At 66.0% G+C, this 23,892-nt stretch carries 20 protein-coding genes and 1 riboswitch; of the genes, 5 read left to right on the forward strand and 15 right to left on the reverse strand.

Translation table 11 applies throughout. The features are described 5' to 3' along the window. Window positions 1–15: 15 nt before the first annotated feature. The 5 genes from V3B41_RS05835 to V3B41_RS05855 form a co-directional block, all read right to left on the reverse strand. The gene (locus V3B41_RS05835; RefSeq protein ID WP_329860406.1) at window positions 16–747 is read right to left on the reverse strand and encodes a suppressor of fused domain protein; all 732 of its coding nucleotides are present in this window, start codon (window positions 745–747) and stop codon (window positions 16–18) included. Window positions 748–873: 126 nt separating this feature from the next. Then, window positions 874–1,797 (reverse strand): ParB/RepB/Spo0J family partition protein, encoded by a 924-nt coding sequence (locus V3B41_RS05840; RefSeq protein ID WP_019338308.1) that lies wholly within the window; start codon window positions 1,795–1,797, stop codon window positions 874–876. Continuing rightward, on the reverse strand, window positions 1,797–2,594 hold the full coding sequence (locus V3B41_RS05845) for a ParA family protein (protein WP_005411653.1): 798 nt from the start codon (window positions 2,592–2,594) through the stop codon (window positions 1,797–1,799). Before V3B41_RS05845 ends, V3B41_RS05840 begins: the two co-directional genes overlap by 1 nt. Window positions 2,595–2,707: 113 nt before the next feature. Then, window positions 2,708–3,346, reverse strand: coding sequence for a 16S rRNA (guanine(527)-N(7))-methyltransferase RsmG (rsmG, locus tag V3B41_RS05850; RefSeq protein WP_197619325.1), 639 nt, complete (start codon window positions 3,344–3,346; stop codon window positions 2,708–2,710). Window positions 3,347–3,385: 39 nt separating this feature from the next. Continuing rightward, the gene (locus V3B41_RS05855) at window positions 3,386–3,985 is read right to left on the reverse strand and encodes a 4'-phosphopantetheinyl transferase superfamily protein (protein ID WP_329860447.1); all 600 of its coding nucleotides are present in this window, start codon (window positions 3,983–3,985) and stop codon (window positions 3,386–3,388) included. Window positions 3,986–4,069: 84 nt separating this feature from the next. Between V3B41_RS05855 and V3B41_RS05860 the strand changes: the two genes are divergently transcribed. Further along, a complete protein-coding gene (locus V3B41_RS05860; protein WP_014648887.1) occupies window positions 4,070–4,321 on the forward strand; it encodes a GlsB/YeaQ/YmgE family stress response membrane protein in 252 nt (83 codons plus the stop codon). 76 nt (window positions 4,322–4,397) lie between these two features. On the opposite strand, the gene xth is transcribed toward V3B41_RS05860, so the two are convergent. From xth to V3B41_RS05880, 4 genes are all read right to left on the reverse strand, one after another. After that, window positions 4,398–5,165 (reverse strand): exodeoxyribonuclease III, encoded by a 768-nt coding sequence (xth, locus tag V3B41_RS05865; RefSeq protein WP_197620787.1) that lies wholly within the window; start codon window positions 5,163–5,165, stop codon window positions 4,398–4,400. A gap of 170 nt (window positions 5,166–5,335) precedes the next feature. Further along, complete coding sequence (locus V3B41_RS05870) at window positions 5,336–6,745, reverse strand: coniferyl aldehyde dehydrogenase (RefSeq protein WP_329860410.1); 1,410 nt, start codon at window positions 6,743–6,745, stop codon at window positions 5,336–5,338. A gap of 127 nt (window positions 6,746–6,872) precedes the next feature. Continuing rightward, a complete protein-coding gene (locus V3B41_RS05875; protein WP_329860412.1) occupies window positions 6,873–7,412 on the reverse strand; it encodes a DUF3304 domain-containing protein in 540 nt (179 codons plus the stop codon). A gap of 54 nt (window positions 7,413–7,466) precedes the next feature. Continuing rightward, on the reverse strand, window positions 7,467–7,961 hold the full coding sequence (locus V3B41_RS05880; protein ID WP_152906616.1) for a hypothetical protein: 495 nt from the start codon (window positions 7,959–7,961) through the stop codon (window positions 7,467–7,469). Window positions 7,962–8,366: 405 nt separating this feature from the next. Between V3B41_RS05880 and V3B41_RS05885 the strand changes: the two genes are divergently transcribed. Both V3B41_RS05885 and V3B41_RS05890 read left to right on the forward strand, forming a co-directional pair. After that, entirely contained in the window at window positions 8,367–9,050 is a 684-nt protein-coding gene (locus V3B41_RS05885) for a hypothetical protein (protein ID WP_329860414.1), read from the forward strand. Then, the gene (locus V3B41_RS05890; protein ID WP_329860416.1) at window positions 9,050–9,739 is read left to right on the forward strand and encodes a hypothetical protein; all 690 of its coding nucleotides are present in this window, start codon (window positions 9,050–9,052) and stop codon (window positions 9,737–9,739) included. The genes V3B41_RS05885 and V3B41_RS05890 overlap by 1 nt, the downstream gene beginning before the upstream one ends. A gap of 280 nt (window positions 9,740–10,019) precedes the next feature. Here V3B41_RS05890 and V3B41_RS05895 read toward each other — a convergent pair whose 3' ends face one another. Both V3B41_RS05895 and V3B41_RS05900 read right to left on the reverse strand, forming a co-directional pair. Then, window positions 10,020–11,684: an MFS transporter gene (locus V3B41_RS05895; protein WP_197620784.1), complete on the reverse strand. Its 1,665-nt coding sequence runs from the start codon at window positions 11,682–11,684 to the stop codon at window positions 10,020–10,022. A 98-nt stretch (window positions 11,685–11,782) separates the two neighbouring features. Continuing rightward, window positions 11,783–13,210, reverse strand: coding sequence for a DcaP family trimeric outer membrane transporter (locus V3B41_RS05900; RefSeq protein WP_197650791.1), 1,428 nt, complete (start codon window positions 13,208–13,210; stop codon window positions 11,783–11,785). Window positions 13,211–13,455: 245 nt separating this feature from the next. Here V3B41_RS05900 and acs point away from each other — a divergent pair, with 245 nt between their 5' ends. Both acs and V3B41_RS05910 read left to right on the forward strand, forming a co-directional pair. Beyond that, window positions 13,456–15,399, forward strand: a complete 1,944-nt coding sequence (gene acs, locus V3B41_RS05905) for an acetate--CoA ligase (protein WP_049432091.1) — start codon at window positions 13,456–13,458, stop codon at window positions 15,397–15,399. A 121-nt stretch (window positions 15,400–15,520) separates the two neighbouring features. Beyond that, complete coding sequence (locus V3B41_RS05910; protein WP_005411662.1) at window positions 15,521–16,186, forward strand: response regulator transcription factor; 666 nt, start codon at window positions 15,521–15,523, stop codon at window positions 16,184–16,186. 91 nt (window positions 16,187–16,277) lie between these two features. Here V3B41_RS05910 and V3B41_RS05915 read toward each other — a convergent pair whose 3' ends face one another. The 4 genes from V3B41_RS05915 to V3B41_RS05930 all read right to left on the reverse strand — a co-directional run bounded on the left by V3B41_RS05915 (window position 16,278) and on the right by V3B41_RS05930 (window position 23,855). Next, entirely contained in the window at window positions 16,278–16,733 is a 456-nt protein-coding gene (locus tag V3B41_RS05915) for a transposase (protein ID WP_049432088.1), read from the reverse strand. Window positions 16,734–16,879: 146 nt separating this feature from the next. Then, on the reverse strand, window positions 16,880–17,455 hold the full coding sequence (locus V3B41_RS05920) for a manganese efflux pump MntP family protein (RefSeq protein WP_049432085.1): 576 nt from the start codon (window positions 17,453–17,455) through the stop codon (window positions 16,880–16,882). A gap of 10 nt (window positions 17,456–17,465) precedes the next feature. Continuing rightward, a riboswitch (yybP-ykoY riboswitch) is annotated at window positions 17,466–17,634 on the reverse strand. A 479-nt stretch (window positions 17,635–18,113) separates the two neighbouring features. Continuing rightward, window positions 18,114–21,572: a PAS domain-containing hybrid sensor histidine kinase/response regulator gene (locus V3B41_RS05925; protein WP_329860421.1), complete on the reverse strand. Its 3,459-nt coding sequence runs from the start codon at window positions 21,570–21,572 to the stop codon at window positions 18,114–18,116. A gap of 135 nt (window positions 21,573–21,707) precedes the next feature. Then, window positions 21,708–23,855, reverse strand: coding sequence for a S46 family peptidase (locus tag V3B41_RS05930; RefSeq protein WP_049430261.1), 2,148 nt, complete (start codon window positions 23,853–23,855; stop codon window positions 21,708–21,710). Window positions 23,856–23,892: the final 37 nt, after the last annotated feature.

Below are 23,892 nucleotides of genomic sequence, written 5' to 3' on the forward strand. Positions count from 1 at the left end.
GGATACGCTGCGGGCTCAGAACAGCCCGAAACGCTTCTTGGCCACATTGGCGCGGCCGGGTTCGATCACGTCCTGGATCTTCTTCGCATCGAAGCGGTCGAGCAGCGCCTCGGCGCCCTTCTTCAGCTTCAGATCCATCTCTTCCGGATACAGCGGAACCAGGGTCATGAAGCTGATGATCTTGCCATCGTCCAGTTGCAGCGTGGCGAAGTCCTCCGGGGTGGTCACCGGCGGCAACACGATGGCACCGTCGAAGCCCACCCCCGGCGCATAGGGCTCGCTGGGATGGCCGTTGGGAATGGTGTGGCCGAAGCCCAGCCAGGTGTCGTACTCGTGCGGCAGCCGCGCCATGCCCTTCAGAAGGCGCACCGGCCAGTAGTTGCGCTCGTCCTCGAAGGCGTCCTGGGAGATCGGCCAGTCGGCCGGCAGGGTCACCATCAGCTCCATGTAGCGCGGCACGTCCGCATCCACTTCCGCTGGCACGGTCATCGGCAGGTCGCTCATGCCGGAGGTGACCAGGCGCAGGTACGGGAACTGGTCATTGGCCGGCACCACATGCACGTCGATGTGCACCAGGTCGGAGATGATTTCGTGGAAGACACCGGAAACCGGGCCGAGATGGCGCTCGATGTGGGCGCTGATCGCCTCGATGTGTGCTTCGCCCTGTGGCGGGGTGAAGTCCTTCTGGCGGCTGTGCACCATGATCGGGCTGCCGCCCGGGCTGACGTCGTCGAATGTGTTGCTCATGTCCTGCTCCCTGGATGAGGCCACGGACCGGAGAGCGATGCATCCCCCGGTGTGCGCGGCGGTGCGTTCCCTGTCATCTGCAGGACACGGCAGGAACAGGCCGCATCCCCTGGCGCTGCGCCGGGCTCAGCCCTGGCGCGTACGCAGCTTTTCCAGCACGCCGTCCAGGGTATCCAGGTCGGTGTAGTGGATGATCAGCTTGCCCTTGCCGCCCCGGCCGTGGCTGATCGCCACCTTGGCGCCCAGCGCTTCGGACAGCTCGGTTTCCAGCGAGGCGATGTCGGCCTGCTGCACCTTCGGCGTGGCGACCGGGCGGTTGCTCGGCACCTTGCCGGCGGCGAAGGCCTGCGCACGGCGCTCGACCTCGCGCACCGACCAGCCTTCATCGGCCGCTTCCTGTGCCAGCTTGCCGGCCAGCTCGGGGGCCAGGGTCAGCAGCGCGCGGGCATGGCCCATTTCCAGGCGGCGGGTTTCCAGCAGCAGGCGGATCGCCACCGGCAGCTCCAGCAGGCGCAGCAGGTTGGACACCGCCGCGCGCGAGCGGCCGACGGCCTCGGCGGCCTCGGCATGGGTCAGGGTGAATTCGCTGATCAGGCGCTGCAGCGCCTCGGCTTCTTCCAGCGGGTTGAGGTCTTCGCGCTGGATGTTCTCGATCAGCGCCATCGCGATGACGGTGCGGTCTTCCAGCTCGCGCACCACCACCGGCACTTCGTCCAGCCCGGCCAGCTGCGAGGCGCGCCAGCGGCGCTCACCGGCAACGATTTCGTAGTTGCCCGCCGGCAGCTGGCGCACCAGGATCGGCTGGATCACACCCTGCGACTTGATCGAGTCGGCCAGCTCGGACAGCTTGCCCTCGTCCATCTCGCGGCGCGGCTGGTACTTGCCCGGCTGCAGCTGGCCCACGGCCAGCTTGCGCAGCACTTCGCCCGGCAGCGGCTCGATCACCGCGGTGGTGGCCTGCACCTGGCTGACCGCCCCCTTGGGACCCAGCAGCGCATCCAGGCCACGGCCGAGGCCTCGCTTCTTGGCTGCCGGCTTGCTGCTGGTCATCAGACGGTCTCCACGGCCTTGGCGGCCTTGTTGCGTTCGTTGTTGCGGCGGATGATCTCGCCGGCCAGGCCCAGGTAGGCGACGCCACCGCGCGAGGCGCGGTCATAGCCGACGATGCTCTGGCCATGGCTGGGCGCTTCGGCCAGGCGCACGTTGCGCGGCACGATGGTGCGGAACACGCGGTCGCCGAAGTGCTCGGTGAGCTCGGCCGACACCGCGTTGGCCAGGTTGTTGCGCACATCGAACATGGTGCGCAGCACGCCTTCGATCTCCAGCGCCGGGTTCAGGCTGGTACGCAGCGCTTCGATGGTTTCCACCAGCGCGCTCAGGCCTTCCAGTGCGTAGTACTCGCACTGCATCGGCACGATCACCGAATCGGCGGCGGCCAGCGCGTTGAGCGTCAGCAGCGACAGCGCCGGCGGGCAGTCGATCAGGATGTAGTCGTATTCGTCGCGGATCGGCGCCAGCGCGCGCTTCAGGCGCTGCTCGCGCTCGCTCTGGCCCATCAGCTGGATTTCGGCGGCGGTCAGGTCGATGTTGCCCGGCAGCAGGTCGTAGCCTTCGGCAGTCTGCACGCGCACATCGGCGGCGCTGTTCTCGCCCAGCAGCAGATCACAGGTGGAAGCGGCCAGCTCACGCTTGTCCACGCCGCTGCCCATGGTCGCGTTGCCCTGCGAGTCCAGGTCGACCAGCAGCACGCGCTTGGGGGCGTTGGCCAGGGAAGCGGCCAGGTTGACGGCGGTCGTGGTCTTGCCGACGCCACCCTTCTGGTTGGCGATGGCGATGATGCGGGCCATGCAGGTGTGCCTCGTCGACGGATGGTTGGGACCGGTCATTATGCGTACAACCGGCCCCGGGCGGAAATCGTGAATCGCCAACCTCTTGTTCCACAAGGGGCTGGCGATGGCAATCAGGGGCCTGTAACAGTGACCAGGTGGCGTTCGCCGGCCAGGCCGGGCACGCTCAGCGGGGTCACCTCGCGCACCTGCCAGCCAGCCGGCAGCTCCGCGATCTCCTCATGGGGATAGACGCCCTTCATGGCCAGCAGTACGCCACCGGGGCGCAGCAGATGGCCACCGACACGGACGATGCCGGCCAGGGTGTCCATCGCGCGCGCGGTCAGCTGGTCGTAGCGACCGGCCTCGTCCAGGGCCTCGGCGCGCGATTCGGCCACGCGGGCGTTGTCCAGGCCGAGCTGGCGCACGGCTTCGCGCATGAAGCGCGCCTTCTTGCCGTTGCTCTCGACCAGGGTGACCTGCAGGCCCGGGCAGGCGATCGCCAGCGGGATGCCGGGCAGCCCGGGGCCGGTACCGAGGTCGGCCAGGCTGCCATCGGCCACGAACGGCTGCATCGCCAGCGAATCGAGCAGGTGGCGGGTGACCATCTCCTGCGGATCGCGGATGGCGGTGAGGTTGTAGGTGCCGTTCCAGCGGTGCAGCAGGGCCAGATAGCGCAGCAGCGGCGGCGCCAGTGCGGCGTCCAGGCCCATGCTGGCCAGGCCCTGTTCCAGCGTGGCGGCCACGCTGGCGGGAAGTGGGTGTTCGCTCATGCCGGCATTATCGCCGGTTTTGCACGCCGATTCCCCGCTTCAGTGCGGATACCAGGCCAATGCGGCGCGGAACTGCCCGGTGGCCTGCCACTCATGTAGATGCCAGCGCGCGGCCTCGCCCAGTTCCGGGTCGCACCAGCGCAGGTGCAGGGTGCCATCGGCCCCTGGCGCCAGCTGCAGGCGGTGCAGGCCGAACGAGATGCCCTGCCCGTGCGCTTTCAGCATCGCTTCCTTGGCGCACCACACGCGGAAGAACCAGTGCTCGCGGCCGGCCTCGTCCAGGCTCTCCAGCCAGGCCACCTCGGCGGGGTGGAAGAAGCGCTGCACGATTTCCAGCAGCCGCGCGCGCGGCCGCAGCAGTTCCAGGTCCACGCCCAACCGCACGCCTTCACCCAGCGCGACCAGCAGCACCTCGCCGCTGTGGCTCCAGCCGGTGCCGTAGTGCGCCAGTGCGCCGCTCAGTTCCGGCCGGCCCTTGTCATCGCGGACCAGCGGCAGCGTCTCGGGGTCGGCACCCAATGCCTGCGCCAGCACCTGCCGCGCCTGCGGTTCACCGCGGTGACCCGGCACGTGCGGGCAGCGCCAGACCGTCACCGGACCGAAGCGCCACGGGCCGTCGAGGGTGGCTGGCAGGCTCATCCGCACGCGCCCATCACGCAATTGCACGACGGGTTCACGGCCGTGCGCGTCAACTGGTCACAGTTCCCCACCGGAGGTTCGATCATGGGCATCATCATCTGGCTGATCGTCGGCGGCATCGTAGGCTGGCTGGCCAGCATCATCATGAAGCGCGACGCCCAGCAGGGCATCATCCTCAATATCGTGGTCGGCATCGTCGGCGCGCTGATTTCCGGCTGGCTGTTCGGCGGCGGCATCAACGAAGCGATCACCCTCCGCACCTTCCTGTTCTCGCTGATCGGTGCGGTCATCCTGCTGGCGATCGTCAACCTGTTCACCCGCAAGAGCATACGGTGATCTGAGGGGTAGCGCCGGGCCATGCCCGGCGTCTACCTGCCGCCGCTGTGCTCGCCGGGCATGGCCCGGCGCTACCTCAACCCAGCTGCACCCACGCCGGCGCATGGTCGCTCGGGCGTTCCCAGGTGCGCGGCTCGCGGTCGATGCCCGAGGCCACCGCGCTGCCCTTCAGCGCATCGGAGACCAGGGTCAGGTCGATGCGCAGGCCCAGGTTGCGGCGGAAGCCGGCCGCGCGGTAATCCCACCAGCTGAACACACCGGCTTCGTCGTTGTGCAGGCGGAAGCCATCGTGCAGGCCCAGCTGCAGCAGCTTGTTGAGCGCGCCGCGCTCGGCGGTGGAGGTCAGGATGTGGTTGTCGTTCCACACCTCCGGATCGTGCACGTCGCGCGCGTCCGGGGCGATGTTGAAGTCGCCCATCACGATCAGCTTCGGGTGCCGCTGCAGTTCTTCGGCGATCCAGGCATGCACTGCCTCGAGCCAGCGCAGCTTGTAGTCATACTTGTCGGTGCCGATGTCCTGGCCGTTGACCACGTACAGGTTGATCACCCGCAGGTCGCCGAAGGTACCGGCAATGACGCGCTTCTGTTCGTCCTCGAAGCCGGGAATGCCGATCTGCACGTCCTGCGCCGGCTCACGCGACAGCAGTGCCACGCCGTTGTAGGTCTTCTGGCCGGCGAACACGCTGCGGTAGCCGGCGGCGATCAGCGCAGAGTCGGGGAACTTGTGGTCCTCCAGCTTGGTTTCCTGGATACCGACGATGTCCGGGCCGAACTCCTTGAGCCACTGCTCCAGGTGCGGCAGGCGGACATTGAGCGAATTGACGTTCCACGAGGCGATCTTCATGGGGGCATTCTACCCGGGTGGGCGGGGCTGGGCTCGGCCTGGATTCCCGTGTAGAGCCGAGCCCATGCTCGGCTGCATTGATCGGGCACCCAGCCAACAGCAGCCGAGCGTGGGCTCGGCTCTACAGAAGCATCGGGCCCTGATTCAGTAGAGCCACGCCCTGCCTGGGTTCACCGCAGCAGCAGCTTCAACAACCCTGCAATCTTCGAATACGGCGGCCGCAGCCGGTCGCTGGCCGCCCAGCGTGACTGCCACAGCACCGGCAGCCGCTTGCTCATCGCGTCGAACCCGGCCCGGCCGTGGTACGCGCCCATGCCGCTGGCCCCTACCCCGCCAAACGGCAGGCCGTCGGCGGCGAAGTGCAGCAGCGTGTCGTTCACCGTCACCCCGCCGGCCACCACCTGGCCGAGGATGCGCTCCACCGTCGCCGTGTCGTGGCTGAAGGGATACAGCGCCAGCGGCCGGTCACGGGACAACACGTCGGCCAGCGCCGCCTCCAGATCCGGATAGGCCCGCACCGGCAGGATCGGCCCAAAGATCTCCTCGCGCATCAGGTCCAGGTCGTCCGGCGGGTCCAGCACCACGGTTGGCACCAGCAGACGCTCGCGGTCGGCGCGCGCCTCGTCCACCTGCGCCAGCGGAATGACCGGCACGCCGCGTTCGCGCGCCTGCGCCAGATAGCCCTGCAGGCGCCGGTACTGGCCGTCGTTGATGATGCGGGTGTAATCGTCGGCACCGCTGAAGTCGCCATAGCGCTCGCGCACCTGCTGCTGCAGCGCCTGCACGAACTCGCGCTGGCGCACGGTATCGATCAGCACGTAATCCGGCGCGATGCAGGTCTGCCCGGCGTTGAACCACTTGCCGGTAGCCAGCCGCGCGGCCGCCTTGTCCAGCGGGAAATCGCGGCAGATGATGGCCGGCGACTTGCCGCCCAGTTCCAGCGTGACCGGCACCAGATGCTCGGCGGCGGCGGCCATCACCTTGCGGCCAACGGCCGTCGAGCCGGTGAACAGCAGATGGTCCAGCGGCAGCGAGGAGACTGCTGCGGCTACATCCGCCCCACCCTGCACCACCGCCACGCGGTCAGGCGGAAACACGCTGGCCAGCAGATCGGCCAGGAACGCACTTGTGCGTGGCGTGTGTTCGGAAGGCTTCAGCAGCACGTGGTTGCCGGCGGCAATCGCGGTGGCCAGCGGCACTAGTGCCAGCGTGACCGGGTAGTTCCAGGGCGAGATCACCCCGACCACGCCCAGCGGCGTCGGCCGCAGCTGCGCGCGCGCCGGCCACAGCCGCCAACCGGCACCGACGCGCTGCGGCTTCGACCAGCGCCGCAGGTGGCGGCGCAGGTGGTCGATGGCCGACAGCACACTCATCCCATCGGCCAGTTTCGATTCAACGTGGGCGCGATGGCCGAAGTCCTCGGCGATGGCCTGCGCCATTTCGTCCAAGCGCGGCTTCAATGCCTCGCGCAGGCGGTGCAGGTCATTCTCGCGCTGGTCGAGCGAAGGGCGCTGCGACTGCCAGGCGCTGCGCAGGGTGTGCAGGATGGCGGGGAGGTCGGCTGGGGCGATGGTGGTCATGGGCCGATTGTAGGGTCGAGCCGTGCTTGGCTCGCATGCCAACCTTCACGTCCTGGCACGGGGTCTCATTCGGACACCTCCCAACCGCCTTGCATGCGTTCACCCTCGCATGCAAACCCGTCCATCACTACGCCTTCTTCTGGTCGGTAGGTTCTGCCGGGCATGAATGAGGTTCTGGCAAATCAAGCGGGATTTTGATCGGGTACTCGGGGCTGCTGTACGCGTAACAGGAGGTGGTGACCTGAATCTCATCGCAGGGCAGGAAATGCACGGTGATGCCGCAGACGTCCTGGCCGGTGTAGTCCGGGACGGGGACGACTTTGCTTTGCCTGCGCTTCTGCGCCAGGATTTTTTCTCTCCAAGCCAGAACTTTGGACCAATCTTCTGTCCCAGGAAAATCTATCGAGCTTCCTGCACCCGTTTCCCAGTCAACCCGCACCGTCAGCCCCGGATACCAGCGCTCTGGTGCACCGTAGCAGCAGCCTCCACCCCCGCCTTGATATGGGCCAATGATGTCAACGGCTGAACGACCATCGACACTGAACCGGTTGATCGCCCAGTGGGTGTGGTTGACGCCATAGATCGCACTCGCATCCACAGCGTAGGCAGACAAGAGCAGAGGTGGGCCAGCAAGAAATGCCAGCGCCACGCGCTTCAAAGCAAACATCATTGAAACTCCATAATGTATAGCCCTCATTTCTTGTCCGAGGGCACCAATGCCCTACTCAGGCGCAAACTCCCGCCTCCAGTCACGCAGCATCTCGACCTCCCGCGCGATCAGTGCTGATTCTGCTGCGGGCGCGTCGGAGAACTGTTCGCCCGACACTGGAATCCTCTTCAGGGGGACATTCCGATCACCTACGAAGAAGTGGGGTGTAAAGCAGTAAGGCTCATCCCCCGATTCCGTGGGCTGCTTCACCAACGTCGCGAACACGGCATTCGTCGGCACGCTCGGTTTGGCGGCTGAACACCACGGATGCGACGAGACGATGTCCTGAATCCGCGCACCAGCCCGACGTAACTCCGTGGGACTGAAAACCTTGCCGAGAGAGACGCGATGTACCCGATAGGTGTCGACTTCCGGTTGCGCCTCGACAAGCCATCCTGAGTTGTCATGCGATGTGCAACTGCAATCGCAGGTCACCAGCGTTGCGTTTGGTACGGCGTTGTTCCAGGACAGCCAGACCTTCTCTGTCTTGCAAAGTTGTTTGATCACGGGCGATCTTTCCTCGACTCGCAGGCTTCCCTGCGGTGTCGCACCGTCGGCAGCTACATGCGTTTCAGCGCCAGCCGCTGACGCTGAGACAGTGATGATCGCTGCCAGAAGTACCCTGCGCATGTCCCGATCCGATTCGATGAATCACACATGCTATGGGGCGTACTGACGAACAAAGGGAGTTCGGGCCATTTGCGTCAGAAGTTGGCAGTTCTTGCTAGAAGCCCCCGTCTTCCGTTTGGCTGGATACGTCATCCCGCACCGGTACGATCAAATACTGGGCTGATATGTAGATTCGTACTTGTTTCATTGCCGCACGACGTCAGCGCGCTGAAGGTAGTGTTCCACCTCCAATAACATGCGTAGATGCGACGCGTATTTGCATTTCTGACCGGATGTCTTCTCATGGCCGGAACTGCCGATGCCAGCGAGCAGTCCATTGATGTCGCGGAAGTCGGCCTGAACGCCGAGCACGAACACATCCCGTTGGTAGGCGACACCCTGGCTACCGTCGTCGGCGATCTCGAGGGCGATGCCACACCCGGTGCCAGTATTGGCAGGGTGCTCGAGATACTTGCAGAGAGACTCGAACGTACGACCTGCTATCTACAGCCCCCCGTCAAAGACAGCTCACGTTCGTCCGGCGTGACCTGCGGCGGACCCGATGTAGACAGCGTCTTCCCGTACTACACCGCCTTGCGGCAGGCGAAGACACCAGCAGAGCACGAGAGTCGGGGCCGTCGCTTCCTGGACGCCTATACGGCGTTGCTCAGGGATGCGCCGGATGTCGCCCTCACGCGACCAAACGAAGATGAGGCGGCAGATGGGTTGTTACATGTGCTCTTCCCGTTCAAGGCCTGGGACGAGAAGCTGAACGTTCCACGCCATGACGTGTACTTCCCGTTTGTTCCTGTGTGCAACCTCGTTGTCGCTCGCGCTGCGCGCTGCCCGGAAGCCGACCAGTTGCGCAGAAAGATCGAGCAGGCAGGCGATGAGAGTGAACAGCGCTTGTTGTGCATCAAGGAGTTCTCGAGGCGACAGCTGGCGGAGGAAGGTGAATGTCCCGAAGTGACCAACACGAGCCCCTGATGCCCATCGCATGCTCCCGCCTGAAGATGACGGTTTCCTGGAGAATGAACTTGTTGAGCTTGATCTTAACTCTGCTTGCAACACTGGCTTCAACAGAGGATACGAAGGCTGGCAGCGGGAGATGGGTGCACGCTGGCAGCAACATCACACTGCGATACGACGGCGAGGAGAGCGGTCGCTACCGGAACCTGTCGGTGATGAAGCAGGGCAAACTGGTGCGCCGCATGGCACTCGGCAAGCGCTCGTACTCTCTGTTCGAGTACGACCCCGATCCGACGACGTCCCCTGACGGTCGGTATGTGCTTGTCACTGACTTGGAATCCGGGGAGGTTGGCTTGACGGATGGGCGCGGTTCTCTGCATGAAAGGCAGTACTGCGGTTTCATCGACACACAAAGCGGCTGCCTGTTCGCGCGTCAGACCGGGCAATTCTGTGGAGGGCAGTTCAATGACGCTGGCGCCTGGGTATCTTCGGCGCTTCCAGAGCTGATCCTTGCTGATGGGCGCCCCACCGCAGAGGACTATGTCTCAGGCCGCCTGAGTCCCTCGGATGCACCCGATGGTTCCCTCGACAATCTGCTTCGCTGCGACCCACCAGGCCCAGGCAACAGAGACCACTACGAGAAGCTGATCGATGCGGGGATCTTTAACGTCACTCCCTCGCAGAGAAGGGCGCTGTACGGCGGGTAGAGCCTACTGTTGATCGACTGCACCAGGCTCTAACTTGCACTGACTACCGCGATTGAGTCAGATCCCTTTCGCATGCGAAAGGGATCTGACCCCGGGCGCGATACGGGCTGTGGCTTCGGATGCTTGTCAACCGCGATGACGGCATTGAGTGCTGTCTGTTCGCGTCTGCGGAGCTTTGTGCCGCGCGTTGCACGGTCGCCGAGCATGGCTCGGCGCTACAGGGAAACGAAAAGGCCGTGGTCTGCACCACGGCCTCTCCTTCATCTGATGAACATCATTCTTACTTGGTGATATCCACGTCCTTGGTCTCGCGCAGGAACAGGCCGCCGATCACCACCGACATCAGCGCGATGATGATGGGGTACCACAGGCCGTAGTACAGGTTGCCGGTACCGGCCACCAGCGCGAAAGAGATCGCCGGCAGGAAGCCACCGAACCAGCCGTTGCCGATGTGGTACGGCAGCGACATCGAGGTGTAGCGGATGCGGGTCGGGAACAGTTCCACCAGGTAGGCAGCGATCGGGCCGTAGACCATGGTCACGTACAGCACCAGCAGCCACAGCATGAAGATGGTGCCGGCGATGTTGATGCGGGCGCCATCAGCCTTGGCCGGATAACCGGCGGTGGTCAGCGCGGTCTTCAGTTCGGCACCGAACGCATCGGCCTTGGCCTTGCCTTCTTCCTTGCTCAGGCCAGCGGCTTCATACGAGGTGACGCTGGCGCTGCCCACGTTCACCATCGCCAGCGAACCGGCGGCGGCGGGCTGCACGTCATACGGCACACCGGCCTTGGTCAGCGCGGCGGTAGCCACGTCGCAGGAGCTGGTGAACTTGCGCAGGCCGACCGGATCGAACTGGAACGAGCAGGTGTTCGGATCGGCCACGACCAGCGCCGGCGAACTGCTGCGGGCTTCTTCGATGGCCGGGTTGGCGAAGTGGGTCAGGCCCTTGAAGATCGGGATGTAGGTGACGGCCGCCAGCAGGCAGCCGGCCAGGATGATCTTCTTGCGGCCGATGCGGTCGGACAGCCAGCCGAAGAAGATGAAGAACGGCACGCCCAGCGCCAGCGCCGCGGCAATCAGCAGGTAGGAGGTGGTGGCGTCGACCTTCAGCATGCTGCTCAGGAAGAACAGCGCGTAGAACTGGCCGCCGTACCAGACCACGGCCTGGCCGGCCGCAGCGCCGAGCAGGACCAGCAGCATCAGCTTCAGGTTGCCGCCCTTCAGGCTGTCACGGAACGGGGTCTTGGAACCCTTGCCCTCGGACTTCATCTGCTGGAACAGCGGCGATTCGCTCAGCTGCAGACGGATCCACACGGACACGCCCAGCAACAGGATCGAGACCAGGAACGGGATGCGCCAGCCCCAGGCTTCGAAGGCTTCATTGCCGAGGAAGTAGCGGCAGGCCAGGATGATCAGCAGCGACATGAACAGGCCGAGCGTGGCGGTGCACTGGATGAAGCTGGTGTACAGGCCGCGCTTGTCATCCGGCGCATGCTCGGCCACGTAGGTGGCGGCACCGCCGTACTCGCCGCCCATCGCCAGGCCCTGGGCCAGGCGCAGCACGATCAGGATCACCGGTGCCGCGAAGCCGATCGTGGCGTAGTTGGGCAGTACGCCGACCAGGAAGGTCGAGATGCCCATGATCAGGATCGTGACCAGGAACGTGTACTTGCGGCCGATACGGTCGCCGAGGCTGCCGAAGAACGCCGCGCCGAACGGGCGCACGAAGAAGCCGGCGGCGAACGCCAGCAGGGCGAAGATCATGCCGGTGGTTTCGTTGACACCACTGAAGAACTGCTTGGCGATGATGGCCGCGAGCGAGCCGTACAGGAAGAAGTCATACCACTCGAAGACCGTGCCGAGGCTCGAGGCGAAGATGACCTTCTTGTGGCCCTTGGTCAGGGTGCCCGCTGGATTGTGCGGGCTTGATGCAGTGCTGGACATGGGACGTTTTCCCTCTGTAGGTGCCGACCTGGGTCGGTGGGTGCCGACCGTTGGCCGGCACTCAGTTCGGTAGGTGCCGGCCGTTGGCCGGCACGCTCTTAGAAGCTGTACTTCGTGGTGAACTGCAATCGGGTGATATCACCCTTGTTGCCGTTCTCCACTTCGCGACGGCCGTACATCAACTCCGCGCCGATATCGACCTTGGGCAGCGGCGAATAGAAGATGTTGCCGCGGATGCTCTGCACGCTCTTGGTCACCAGCGGGCCGAGAATGCTGTCGTTGTCGTAGTCGCTGCGCGCGTAGATCAGGTTGGTGCGCAGCTTCGGCGAGAACGCATGCCGCCAGCCCACGTAGCCGGCAAGCACGCCGGTCGGGTTGAGCTCGTCGCGGGCCACGTCATAGGCACTGTCGGCGGTGATGCCCAGGCCGATGTAGCGGGCGATGCCTTCGCCGCCGGTCAGCTGGTAGTGCAGCGAATCGCTGTCACCCATCACCCACTTGCCGCCCAGGGTCAGGCCGCCAGCCACCTTGTCGGCCTTGGCGCCGGTGGCCTGGTTGTCGACCTTCAGCTGACGGACGATGCCGCCGACACCGAAGGTGCCCCAATCACCCTTCCAGCCATAGCGCATGGTCAGATCGGGCAGGCTGCCACGGTCGGAGTTGGCACTGGCGTTGGTCCATGCGCCGGTGACCGGGTTGCGGGTACCGGTGAGGGTGGTGGTTTCCGGGTTTTCCAGCGCGACGCTGAAGCCGCCCTGGGTGTAGCGCACCTGGGCCTGGCGCACGAAGATCACGCCGTCGGTGGGACCGACGAAGTCGACCGCTTCGGGCAGTGCGGCCGCGTCCATGAAGTTGGACCAGGTCTGGCCGGCCATCCAGTTGTTCCAGTACATGTAGGCGTGGCGCAGGGTCACACCGTAGGTATTGGTGGCGGTCTGGTTGCCCAGCGAATTGCCGAAGAAATCCATCTCGAAGAACGCACCGGCCTTGTTGCCCGATTCGCTCACGTTGTCGATGCCCAGGTTGAAGCGCGAGAACTTGGCGTGGGCGTTGAAGTCGGTGCCCGAACGCTTGCCGCTGCCGCCGGCGCCTTCCACCGGGGTCTGGCCCGGCAGGTACAGCGAGCGGCCGGTGGCGTCGTCGGCCAGCTGGCCATCGCTGGTCTGGGTGGCCAGGAAGTCGGCCTTGATGAAGCCGCCGATCTTGACCGTGGTACCCGGCGCTGCGCCCGGGGTGATGGTGGTGACCTGGATCGGCTGCTTGCCGGCCGGCACCTGTGCGACCGGCTTCTGCTCGGCCTGCACCGTGCGCACTTCGGTCACCGCCTGCTGGGTCTGGCTGATCTGGGTCTGTTGTTGTTGCTGCGAAGACAGCAGCAGCTGGACCTGGCGTTCCAGTTCGGCAACGCGTGCTTCCAGTGCCTTCTCTTTGGCGGTCTCTGCGAACGCCATGCCCGGTGCGACCAGGGCGACCAACAGGCAGGCCGCCAAAGGTTTGCGCACGGCTTTCAACGTACGGTGGCTCATGTTGCCCTCTCTCCCAAGTGGCAAGGTGATGCCGCGCGTGGGGCACGGTCGAGCCGAGACTGCGGGGCGATTATGTATAGCGGCTATTCGCCATTGGTCGAACCCGGCCCTGCTGGGCGCTCACTTTCGACCATGGTCTAACCAGGGTGGTGACGCGGCCGGGGGTGGATGGGGCAAACTGAGGGGGATCGGTCGCCGCAATGCTGCGACCGCACACACAAAGTCAACGTGCAAGTGAGGGTGCCATGGCTGATATCTACCCCGTCGATCCGCAGTTCGCCGCCAAGGCACGCATCGACAAGACGTCCTACCAACAGCAGTACCAGGCTTCGGTGACCGACCCGGATGGTTTCTGGGGCAAGGCCGCCGAACGGCTGGAGTGGATGCGCAAGCCGACGAAGATCAGGAACGTCAGCTACGACCTGTCCGACTTCCACATCAAGTGGTTCGAGGATGGCGAGCTCAATGCCAGCGTGAACTGCCTGGATCGCCAGCTCGAGAAGCGCGGCGACAAGACCGCCCTGCTGTTCGAGCCGGACGGCCCGGATGCACCCGCCCAGCACGTGACCTATCGCGAGCTGTACGAGCGCACCTGCCGCCTCGGCAATGCGCTGCGCAACCTCGGGGTCAGGAAGGGCGACCGCGTCACCATCTACCTGCCGATGATCGTCGACGCCGCCGTGGCCATGCTGGCCTGCGCGCGCATCGGTGCGATCCACTCGGTGGTGTTCGGTGGCTTCGCGCCGAACTCGATCGCCGACCGCGTCAGCGACTGCCAGAGCAAGCTGATCATCACCGCCGACGAAGGCCTGCGCGGTGGCCGCAGGATTCCGCTGAAGGCCAACGTCGATGCCGCGCTGAAGCTGCCCGGCACCAATACCGTGGAAACCGTGCTGGTGGTGCGCCACACCGGCGGCGCGGTGGACATGCAGGCGCCGCGCGACCGCTGGTTCCATGATGTGGTGGACAGCCAGCCGGCCAGCTGCGAGCCGGAACGCATGAACGCGGAAGACCCGCTGTTCATCCTCTACACCTCCGGTTCCACCGGCAAGCCGAAGGGCGTGCTGCATACCACCGGCGGCTACCTGCTGTACGCGGCCTACACCCATGAAGCGGTGTTCGACCTGCGCGAGGACGACATCTACTGGTGCACCGCCGACGTCGGCTGGGTCACCGGCCACAGCTACATCGTGTACGGGCCGCTGGCCAACGGCGCGACCTCGCTGATGTTCGAAGGCGTGCCGAACTACCCGGACACCTCGCGCTTCTGGAACGTCATCGACAAGCACAAGGTCAGCATCTTCTACACCGCCCCGACCGCCATCCGTGCGCTGATGCGCGAGGGCGAGGAGCCGGTGAAGAAGACCTCGCGCACCTCGCTGCGCCTGCTCGGCAGCGTGGGCGAGCCGATCAATCCGGAAGCCTGGCGCTGGTACTACGAGGTGGTCGGCGACAGCCGTTGCCCGATCGTCGATACCTGGTGGCAGACCGAGACCGGCGGCATCCTGATCTCGCCGCTGGCCGGTGCGATGGATCTGAAGCCGGGTTCGGCCACCCTGCCCTTCTTCGGCGTGCAGCCGGCGCTGGTCAATGCTGATGGCGAGATCCAGGACGGCCCGACCGAGGGCAACCTGATCATCCGTGACTCCTGGCCGGGCCAGATGCGCACGGTGTACGGCGACCACCAGCGCTTCATCGATACCTATTTCCGCACCTACCCGGGCAGCTACTTCACCGGCGACGGTTGCCGCCGCGACGAGGACGGCTATTACTGGATCACCGGCCGCGTTGACGACGTGATCAACGTGTCCGGCCACCGCATCGGCACCGCCGAAGTGGAAAGCGCGCTGGTCTCGCACCCGAAGGTGGCCGAGGCGGCCGTGGTCGGTTTCCCGCACGACGTGAAGGGCCAGGGCATCTATGCCTACGTGACCCTGGTGGCCGAAGAGGCGCCGAGCGACGAACTGCAGAAGGAACTGGTCGCCTGGGTACGCAAGGAAATCGGCCCGATCGCCACGCCGGACCACCTGCAGTGGGCGCCGGGCCTGCCGAAGACCCGCTCGGGCAAGATCATGCGCCGCATCCTGCGCAAGATCGCCGAGAACGCGCCCGACCAGCTTGGCGACACCTCGACCCTGGCCGACCCGTCGGTGGTGGCGTCGCTGGTGGACGAGCGCAAGGTGCGCTGATGGCGTGACTGCAGGCGCAGGACGCGCCAGGGACGTGGCCGGGAGGAGGGACCCGGCCGCGTCCGACCCGTCCTGCACCTGCCATCACGTCGCTCTTTTCCCTGATCGATAAGCTCGACCCATGACCACCCTCCTGATTGCCGATGACCACCCGCTGTTCCGCGAAGCCCTGCGTGGCGCCGTGCAGCGGGTCATCCCTGGCGTGCAGTTGTTCGAGGCCGACAGCGTGGAAGCGCTGTATGCACTGGCCGATCAGCACAACGACGCCGACCTGGTCCTGATGGACCTGAACATGCCCGGTGCGCAGGGCTTCAACGCACTGGTGCACATGCGCTCGCTGCACCCGCACCTGCCGGTGGTGGTGGTCTCCGCGCGCGAAGAAGCGACGGTGATGCGGCGTGCGCTCGACCACGGCGCGCTGGGCTTCATTCCCAAGTCGGCCGACTCGGACACCATCGGCCATGCGCTGGGCACCATCCTCGATGGCGAGACCTGGGCACCACCGGAAGCGCACAACGTGCCACCGACCGAGCGAGAGGAGCGCGAAGTCGGGCAGCGTCTGCGCGAGCTGACCCCGCAGCAGTTCCGCGTGCTGCAGATGCTGGGCGCAGGCCGCTTGAACAAGCAGATCGCCTACGACCTCAACGTCTCCGAAGCAACGATCAAGGCCCACGTCACCGCCATCCTGCGCAAGCTCGGCGTGACCAACCGCACCCAGGCCGTGCTGATGGCCGGCAAGCTGGCCATCGACGACGACGCCATTGTGCTGCCGCCGGAAGAAGATTGACCGTGACGGGCTGCGGAGCCGAGCATGGGCATCTCATGATGCCCTTGTAGAGCCGAGCCCACGCTCGGCTGCTCTTCGTCTGAAGACCACACTAGTCCCGCAGAGGCCACCTGCTCCAGGCGTGGGGATATTCACCGAGACAGTTGGCCAGCCCTGCGCGTACTGGATTGGCCGCGATATACACCGCCTGCGTGCGCAGGCATTCATCCCTGCGCAACGCATGGTCGTAGTACCCCGGCTGCCAGATCGGTGCATTCGCATCAACACGCCTGGCGATGGATCGTCCACTCCTGGACTTCAGGATCTGCATGCAGCCGGCGAGCGTGCCGGTACGCAACTCGATCAACCAGTGCAGGTGATCCGGCATGATCACCCAGGCGAGGGAGAAGCTTCGACCCGTCCGCTCTACCGTGCGCAGGGCTTCGATCAGCAGATCAACGTTGGCCTTGTCACTGAACCAGGGACGGCGCGCACGCGTCACCGTGGTGATCGCATAGACATTGCCGGTATGCGACCAACGACCATAACGGAGTGCGGGACTGGCCATGCAGGAAGACTATGACGCAGCAGACGATCTCCACATCAGCGAAATGCTGCGCTGCATGTCGGCCATTGCCGCAATGTAGAGCCGAGCCCACGCTCGGCTGCTTCGCACGCCAGCCGAGCATGGGCTCGGCTCTACAGGTCCGTGTGTTACGCCACACCGTGCAGGTGTTCGTACAGGATCGTCGCGCCGATGATCACCAGGATCACGCCGCCGATGATCTCGGCACGCTTGCCGACCATGCTGCCCAGTACGCGGCCAAGCATGATGCCGACGGTGACCATGGTCAGCGTGCACAGGCCAATGACCGCGGCCATCACGCCGATATGCACGTCCATGAAGGCCAGGCCGATACCCACCGCCATCGCATCGATGCTGGTGGCGAAACCGGTCAGTGCCAGCTTCCAGAAGCCGTGGTGCTGCGAGGGGTCTTCGTCTTCCTCGGCACTGTCCGGACGCAGGCCGTTGTAGATCATGTGGATGCCCAGCGCGCCGAGCAGGCCGAAGGCGATCCAGTGGTCGAAGGCCTCGACGTACTGCAGGGCGGCACGGCCGAGCAACCAGCCGATGATCGGCGTGATCGCCTCGATGACGCCGAAGATGATGCCGGCGCGCAGCGCATCGCGGAACACCGGCTTGCGCATGGCAGCACCCTTGCCGATCGCCGCGGCGAAGGCATCGGTGGACATGGCAAAGCCGATCAGGAGGATCGAAATGGGGGACATTGGCGGCTGCTGAAGGTCGGGCAAGGACGGACGCACGGCTCGCGCTCGCGCCCAACCTGACGTTGCGCGCGCGGGCCGCTGGTCTCGCCAACCATCATGGTTGTCCACGCCACGGCGCACTGGCCGAGTATGTTGACGTGGACGATTCCTGCGAAGGAATCCGGCTACTCCCCAAGGGGACGCGCAGCTTAGCACCGCGATCCGCGCGTGGCGCATTTCCAGACAAACGCGCAGGCAGGGCTGGTTTGTATAGCGATGGCTATATCAGCGCCGCGCTGCACGTGCGAGCCGAGCGTGGGCTCGGCTCTACAGAGGGGTCGCGCAACCGGGAACTTGTAGAGCCGAGCCGATGCTCGGCTGCTGTTCGGCCGAACCACGGAATACCACGCACCACGCGCGATCCGAGCGTGCGCTCGGCTCTACAGAAGGGTCGCGCAACCGGGAATTTGTAACGACGAGCCGATGCTCGGCTGCTGTTCGGCCGGACCACGGAATACCACGCACCACGCGCGAGCCGAGCGTGGGCTCGGCTCTACAGAGGGGTCGCGCAACCGGGAACTTGTAGAGCCGAGCCGATGCTCGGCTGCTGTTCGGCCGAACCACGGAATACAACGCACCACGCGCGATCCGAGCGTGCGCTCGGCTCTACAGTTGCCCGTCAGGCGTCGCTGTTGCCAGCATCGCGCAGTGCGCCCAGGAAGGCGCGCAGCGAGGCCGGCTTGATCGGCTTGGTCAGCACGCGGTAGCCGCGTTCGCGCGCCATCCGCTTCAGCTCGTCGCGGCCATCGGCGGTCAGCAGTGCACCCGGCAGCGGATAGCCGGCCGCTTCACGCAGCGCCACCAGCGCATCCAGGCCATCCATGCGGTCATGCAAGTGGTAGTCCACCAGCATCACCTGCGGGCGCTCGGCAATCTTCTCCAGCGCCTGGTCGACGGTGGCGGCGGTGATCACCTGCACCTGCCAGCGGCCCAGCAGCGCGCGCATGCCGTCGAGGATCTCCTCGTCATTGTCCACGCACAGCACGCGCAGGCCAGCCAGCGAATCGCTGCGCAGCGGCGTGGCCACGGCCTGCACCGGCGTGGCCAGTTCGGTGTAGCCCGGCAGCGGCGCCACACGCGGCAGGATGATCGAGAACATCGAGCCGCTGCCGACGCGGCTGCGGGCATTGAGGCGATGGTCCAGCAGTCGCGAGATACGCTGGCAGATCGACAGGCCCAGGCCCAGTCCCTGCTCGCCCCAGTCGAACGGCTGCTGGTAGCGGTGGAACTCATCGAAAATCTGCCGCATGTGGTGCTCGGGAATGCCGGGGCCGGTATCCCATACCTGCAGCTCCACTTCGTCGCCACGATGGCGCACCGCCAGCACGATGCGGCCCTGCCGGGTATAGCGCAATGCGTTGGCGAGGAAGTTCTGCAGCACGCGGCGCAGCAGGCGGCGATCGCTGCGTACCCAGGCCGGGCGCGCGAACAGGTCCAGGCGCAGGCCACGACCTGCGGCCACCGGCGTGTACTGCGCCGCCAGCTCGCGCATCAACGCGCTCACGTCGAACTCCCCGATCACCGGGTGCAGGCCACCGGCATCCAGGCGCGACACGTCCAGCAGGCCATCAAGAAGTTCTTCGGCAGCACGCAGCGACGCATCCACGCGCTCGGCCAGGTGCTTCTGCTCGTCGCTCACGTGGTCGCTGTCGCGCAGCGCGGAAGCGAACAGGCGCGCGGCGTTCAGCGGCTGCAGCACGTCATGGCTGATCGCCGCCAGGAAGCGCGTCTTCGATTGCTGCGCGACCTCGGCCTCGTGCGAGCGCTCGGCCACGCGCTGTTCCAGCGTCTCGTTGGCTTCCAGCAGTGCCTTTTCCGCGTGCTTGTAATCGGTGATGTCGTTGTAGCTGGTCACGTAGCCGCCGCCGGGCAGTGCCTGGCCGCGCATCTCGATCACCTTGCCGTCGCTGCGGGTGCGCTCGAACACGTGCGGTGAACCGGCGCGCATGTAGCCGATGCGGCGGTTGATCTGCACTTCGATATCGCCCTCGCCCAGCTCGCCACGCTCGGCGTTGTAACGGATCAGGTCGGCCACCGGGCGGCCCACGTAGAGCATGCCGTCGGGGTAGCCGAACATGTCCTGGTAACGGCGGTTCCATGCGGTCAGGCGCATGTCCGGATCGACCACGCTGACCCCGGCACTGATGTTCTCCAGCGTGGTCGACAGGATCTCGCGGTTGAAGCGCAGCTCCTGCCCGGCTTCGTCCAGCACCGCCACCACTTCGCCCAGGTCCATGCCCGAGCCACGCAGCAGGCTGGTCAGCAGCAGGCGCGCCGATGCCGCACCAATCGATGCGGCCAGCAGGCGCTCGGTGAACTGTACCCACGGTCGGTCCGCAGGCGCAGAGGATTGCAGCTCGCGGCCCAGCGACTGCGCCTGCTCGAAGAACGAACGCCGTGCATGGCGTTCGCCGACCACGCGCGAGGCCAGCGCCAGCAGGTCGCCCACGTGCACGTGGCCGGGCCAGCCACCCGCCACCGACGGGCGTTCGGCATAAGGATCGAGGAACGGCGCGGCACGCAGGCGTTCGTCCACGCCGGGGCGCCAACGCGCGGACACCAGCATCATCGTTGCCGCATTCACCAGCAGCGACCAGAAGGTTCCATGGGTCAGCGGGTCCCAGCCGGTCATGCCGAACAGCTGCTGCGGGCGCAGCCACTCGATGCCGAACGGGCCGTGCTGCACCCAGCCCGCGTCAACCCAACCGGCCATGGTCATCGCCGGCAGCAGCAGGGTGTACAGCCAGGTGGCGAAGCCCAGCAGCATGCCCACCTCGACGCCACGGCGGCTGGCGCCGCGCCAGTACAGCCCGCCGATCAGGCCGGGCGCGAACTGCGCCACCGCCGCGAACGCCATCAGGCCGTACGAGGCCAGCGTGCTGTCGTTGCTGCTGGTGCGGTAGTAGCTGTAGGCCATCAATGCCAGCAGCAGGATCGCCAGGCGGCGGATCCACAGCACGCGCGAGGCGACATCGGCCGCTTCCTGGTGGTCGCCACTGCGGCGCAGCAGCACCGGCATCACCAGGTCGTTGCTGACCATGGTGGCCAGCGCGATGGACGAGACGATGACCATGCCGGTGGCGGCAGAGAAACCACCCACATAGGCGATCAGCGCCAGCGCGTTGCGGCCTTCGGCCAGCGGCAGCGCCAGCACCATCGAATCGTCAGCGACGCTGCCGCCAGTGCCGAACAGGGTGACGCCAGCGGTGGCGATCGGCAGCACCATGCCCGAGATCACCACCAGGTAGCCACCGAACATCCAGCGCGCGCGGCGCACGTCGCGCACGTCACCACACTCGACCACCGCCACGTGGAACTGGCGCGGCAGGCAGATGATGGCGAGGAAGCTGAGCAGGGTCTGCGAGATGAAGCCCACCGGCGGCAGGCCGGTGAACAGCGTATGCACCGACTCGACCACCGCGTCGGTGCGGTTGCTCAGCCACAGGTAGGCGAACACGCCCACGGCCAGCATCGCCAGCAGCTTGATCACCGATTCGAAGGCGATCGCCAGCATCATGCCGTGGTGGTGCTCGGTGGCATCGACCTGGCGGGTGCCGAACAGCGTGGCGAACAACGCCATCAGCAACGCCACGTACAGCGCCGGGTCGGTGAAGAAACCGGTGGGGCCGGTGTTGCCGGTCAGCACCTGCAGGCTCATCGCCACCGCTTTGTACTGCAGGGCGAGGTACGGAATGATGCCGATCAGCGCGATGATCGCCACCAGCGCCGCCAGCCGCCGCGAGCGTCCGAAGCGCGAGGAGATGAAATCGGCGATGGAGACCACGTTCTGGCTGCGCGCGATCAGCGCCAGGCGCTCGATGATGCGCCAGCCGAACAACAGCAGCAGCAACGGACCGATGTAGATCGGCAGGTAGCCGATGCCGTTGCGCACGGCGGTACCCACGGCGCCGTAGAAGGTCCACGACGAACAGTAAACGGCCAGCGCCAGGCTGTAGACCACCGGCCGCAGCCACGGCCGGTCGGGATACATCGGCCGACGGTCACCCCACCACGCTACGCCGAACAGCAGCGCGGCATAGGCAACCGAGACCAGCAGCAGGATCCAACTGGAGACCACGCGTGTGTTTCCGTCGGAGGAACCCGCAGTGTAGGCCAGGCGTGGCCGGGGGTGCGGGCTCGTTGGGGGCAACCACCCCCACCAAGGTGGGGGTCTACGCGGTGCGGGCCACGACCGTTGGTCGTGGCCGGCTTCTTACTGGGCCGGCACGCCCATTTCCTTCAGCAGCTCGGGCGCCGGGTAGACCTTGGCCAGCAGCCAGCGCAGGTAGCGCATGTCCACGTGCACGGCGCGCTTGTAGCGCGGGTCGAACCACCAGCTGGCGCTGACCGATTCCCAGTTGCTGTCGAAGTTCAGGCCGATCAGTTCGCCCTTGGCGTTGAGCACCGGCGAGCCGGAGTTGCCGCCGGTGGTGTCCAGGTTGGTCAGGAAGTTGACCGTCTGGGTCTTCAGCGCCGGGTCGGCGGTGCTGCCGAAGTCACCCTTGGCGATCGCCGCCAGCAGCGGCTTGGGAGCATCGAACGGATAGGCGTTGGTGTTCTTCTCGACAATGCCGGCCACGGTGGTCACCGGCGAGTAGGTCACGCCGTCGCGCGGGTGCAGCGCCTCGACCTTGCCGTAGCTGATCCGCAGGGTGCGGTTGGCATCCGGGTACACCGCACGGCCCTGCTTGGCACGCCAGGCGAACAGCGCCTGCATGTACGCCGGGCGCAGGCGCAACTGCTCGCCTTCGCGGGTCTTGCTCTCGTTCTCGATGCGCAGCTGCGCGGCCACCAGCGGGCCGGCCACGGCGATGAGCGGGTCTGCGGCCAGGGCCTTGCCTTCGCGGGCGGCAGCAAAGCGCGACAGGCGCTGCGCCTCGTCACCCAGCTGGGTGCCGGCGTACAGGGTGTCCAGCGCCTTGGCCAGCTGCTCCGGGGTGCGGCCGAAGGCAGCGTCGAACTCGGCCACGCGCTGTGCGTCCGGCAGCTGCTGGTAGCGGGTCAGCAATGTGGTCAGCAGGGCCTTCTCGACCTCCGGTGCGTAGCGGCGCTGGACCTGCTTGAGCACGCCTTCGATCATCGCCTGGTCGCGCTGCTGGTAGCCGCTCTCGCGCTGCGCGTCAGGCTTGGCCGATTCAATGCGCAGGCGCTCCAGCAGCAGCGCCGAGCGCAGCAGCTGGCTCTGCGCGGCCATCTGGTCCAGCAGCAGGTCACGCTCGCCCACCGCCGCGCCCTGCGACAGGTTGGCCAGCAGCGCCTTGATATCGCCCTGGTACTTGCGGTCGGTGGCAGCCAGCATCGCCGTCTCGTCGGCGGCACGCTGGGCCTTGGCATCGCTGCGCAGCAGGCCTTCCAGTTCACCGGCAGCGCGCTTGCGGTTGTTCTTCAGCGACTGCAGCTGCGAGGCGTAGCGGGTACGTGCCTGCGCATCCTTGGCGCTGGCGGCCTCAATGGTGTCGATCATCTGCTGGAACACCGACACGCGGCGAGGCAGCACGGCATCGATCTGGCTGGCGAATTCGGCGGCGGTACGGTGGCGGTAGGTGATGCCCGGGTAACCGGCCAGCATCGCGTAATCGCCTTCCTTCGGGCCTTCCACCGACATCTGCAGGTGTGCCGGCGCCTGGTAGGGCACGTTGTCCTTGCTATAGGCGGCCGGCTTGCCGTCCTTGCCGACATAGGCGCGCAGCAGGGTGAAGTCGCCGGTGTGGCGCGGCCACATGAAGTTGTCGATCTCGTCGCCGTAGTTGCCTATCGCGCGCGGCGGTGCATACACCAGGCGCACGTCGCTCAGTTCCAGCTGGGCGATGCGGTAGAAGTCGGTGCCGTAGTACATGTTGGCCACCGAGCAGCGCACGCTGCCATCCTTCTCGCACTCGGCCACGATCTGCTTGCTGGCCGCGTCCACCGCATCGAAATAGGCGCGACCGGTCTTGCCACGGGCCTGCGCGAGCACCTGGTCGGTCACCTTGTCGAAGCCGACGGTGACCAGCACGCGGAAGTCCGGGTTGGCCGGGCGCTCGTCGGCACGATCCTTGGCGATGAAGCCACCGTTGATCAGGTCGTGCTCGGGCGAGCTGTTGTACTGGATCACGCCCATCGCCACGTGGTGGTTGGTCAGCAGCAGGCCATCGGCGGACACGAACGAGCCGGTGCCGCCACCGGCACGCACCACCGCGCTCAGCGGCGGCGCGGTGACGTTGGCCAGGTCGGCCGGATTGCCTTTGAAGCCGGCTGCCTGCAGCGGCTTGGCCAGTTCCGGCAGCTGGGTCGGCATCCACATGCCTTCATCGGCGTGGGCACCCGCGGCGAGGGTCAGGCCCAGGGCCAGGGCGGTGGGAAGGGCTTTGCGTGGTGACATGAGGCAATCCGGTACGACAGAACAGCCCGGGACCATA

This window comes from Stenotrophomonas sp. SMYL89 (assembly GCF_036319985.1).
Taxonomy (GTDB): Bacteria; Pseudomonadota; Gammaproteobacteria; order Xanthomonadales; family Xanthomonadaceae; genus Stenotrophomonas; species Stenotrophomonas maltophilia_Q.

Coding starts and splice junctions, on each gene's coding strand:
- V3B41_RS05835 (WP_329860406.1), bottom strand. CDS start 747: ATGAGCAACACATTCGACGACGTCAGCCCGGGCGGCAGCCCGATCATG.
- V3B41_RS05840 (WP_019338308.1), bottom strand. CDS start 1,797: ATGACCAGCAGCAAGCCGGCAGCCAAGAAGCGAGGCCTCGGCCGTGGC.
- V3B41_RS05845 (WP_005411653.1), bottom strand. CDS start 2,594: ATGGCCCGCATCATCGCCATCGCCAACCAGAAGGGTGGCGTCGGCAAG.
- rsmG (WP_197619325.1), bottom strand. CDS start 3,346: ATGAGCGAACACCCACTTCCCGCCAGCGTGGCCGCCACGCTGGAACAG.
- V3B41_RS05855 (WP_329860447.1), bottom strand. CDS start 3,985: ATGAGCCTGCCAGCCACCCTCGACGGCCCGTGGCGCTTCGGTCCGGTG.
- V3B41_RS05860 (WP_014648887.1), top strand. CDS start 4,070: ATGGGCATCATCATCTGGCTGATCGTCGGCGGCATCGTAGGCTGGCTG.
- xth (WP_197620787.1), bottom strand. CDS start 5,165: ATGAAGATCGCCTCGTGGAACGTCAATTCGCTCAATGTCCGCCTGCCG.
- V3B41_RS05870 (WP_329860410.1), bottom strand. CDS start 6,745: ATGACCACCATCGCCCCAGCCGACCTCCCCGCCATCCTGCACACCCTG.
- V3B41_RS05875 (WP_329860412.1), bottom strand. CDS start 7,412: ATGTTTGCTTTGAAGCGCGTGGCGCTGGCATTTCTTGCTGGCCCACCT.
- V3B41_RS05885 (WP_329860414.1), top strand. CDS start 8,367: ATGGCCGGAACTGCCGATGCCAGCGAGCAGTCCATTGATGTCGCGGAA.
- V3B41_RS05890 (WP_329860416.1), top strand. CDS start 9,050: ATGCCCATCGCATGCTCCCGCCTGAAGATGACGGTTTCCTGGAGAATG.
- V3B41_RS05895 (WP_197620784.1), bottom strand. CDS start 11,684: ATGTCCAGCACTGCATCAAGCCCGCACAATCCAGCGGGCACCCTGACC.
- V3B41_RS05900 (WP_197650791.1), bottom strand. CDS start 13,210: ATGAGCCACCGTACGTTGAAAGCCGTGCGCAAACCTTTGGCGGCCTGC.
- acs (WP_049432091.1), top strand. CDS start 13,456: ATGGCTGATATCTACCCCGTCGATCCGCAGTTCGCCGCCAAGGCACGC.
- V3B41_RS05910 (WP_005411662.1), top strand. CDS start 15,521: ATGACCACCCTCCTGATTGCCGATGACCACCCGCTGTTCCGCGAAGCC.
- V3B41_RS05915 (WP_049432088.1), bottom strand. CDS start 16,733: ATGGCCAGTCCCGCACTCCGTTATGGTCGTTGGTCGCATACCGGCAAT.
- V3B41_RS05920 (WP_049432085.1), bottom strand. CDS start 17,455: ATGTCCCCCATTTCGATCCTCCTGATCGGCTTTGCCATGTCCACCGAT.
- V3B41_RS05930 (WP_049430261.1), bottom strand. CDS start 23,855: ATGTCACCACGCAAAGCCCTTCCCACCGCCCTGGCCCTGGGCCTGACC.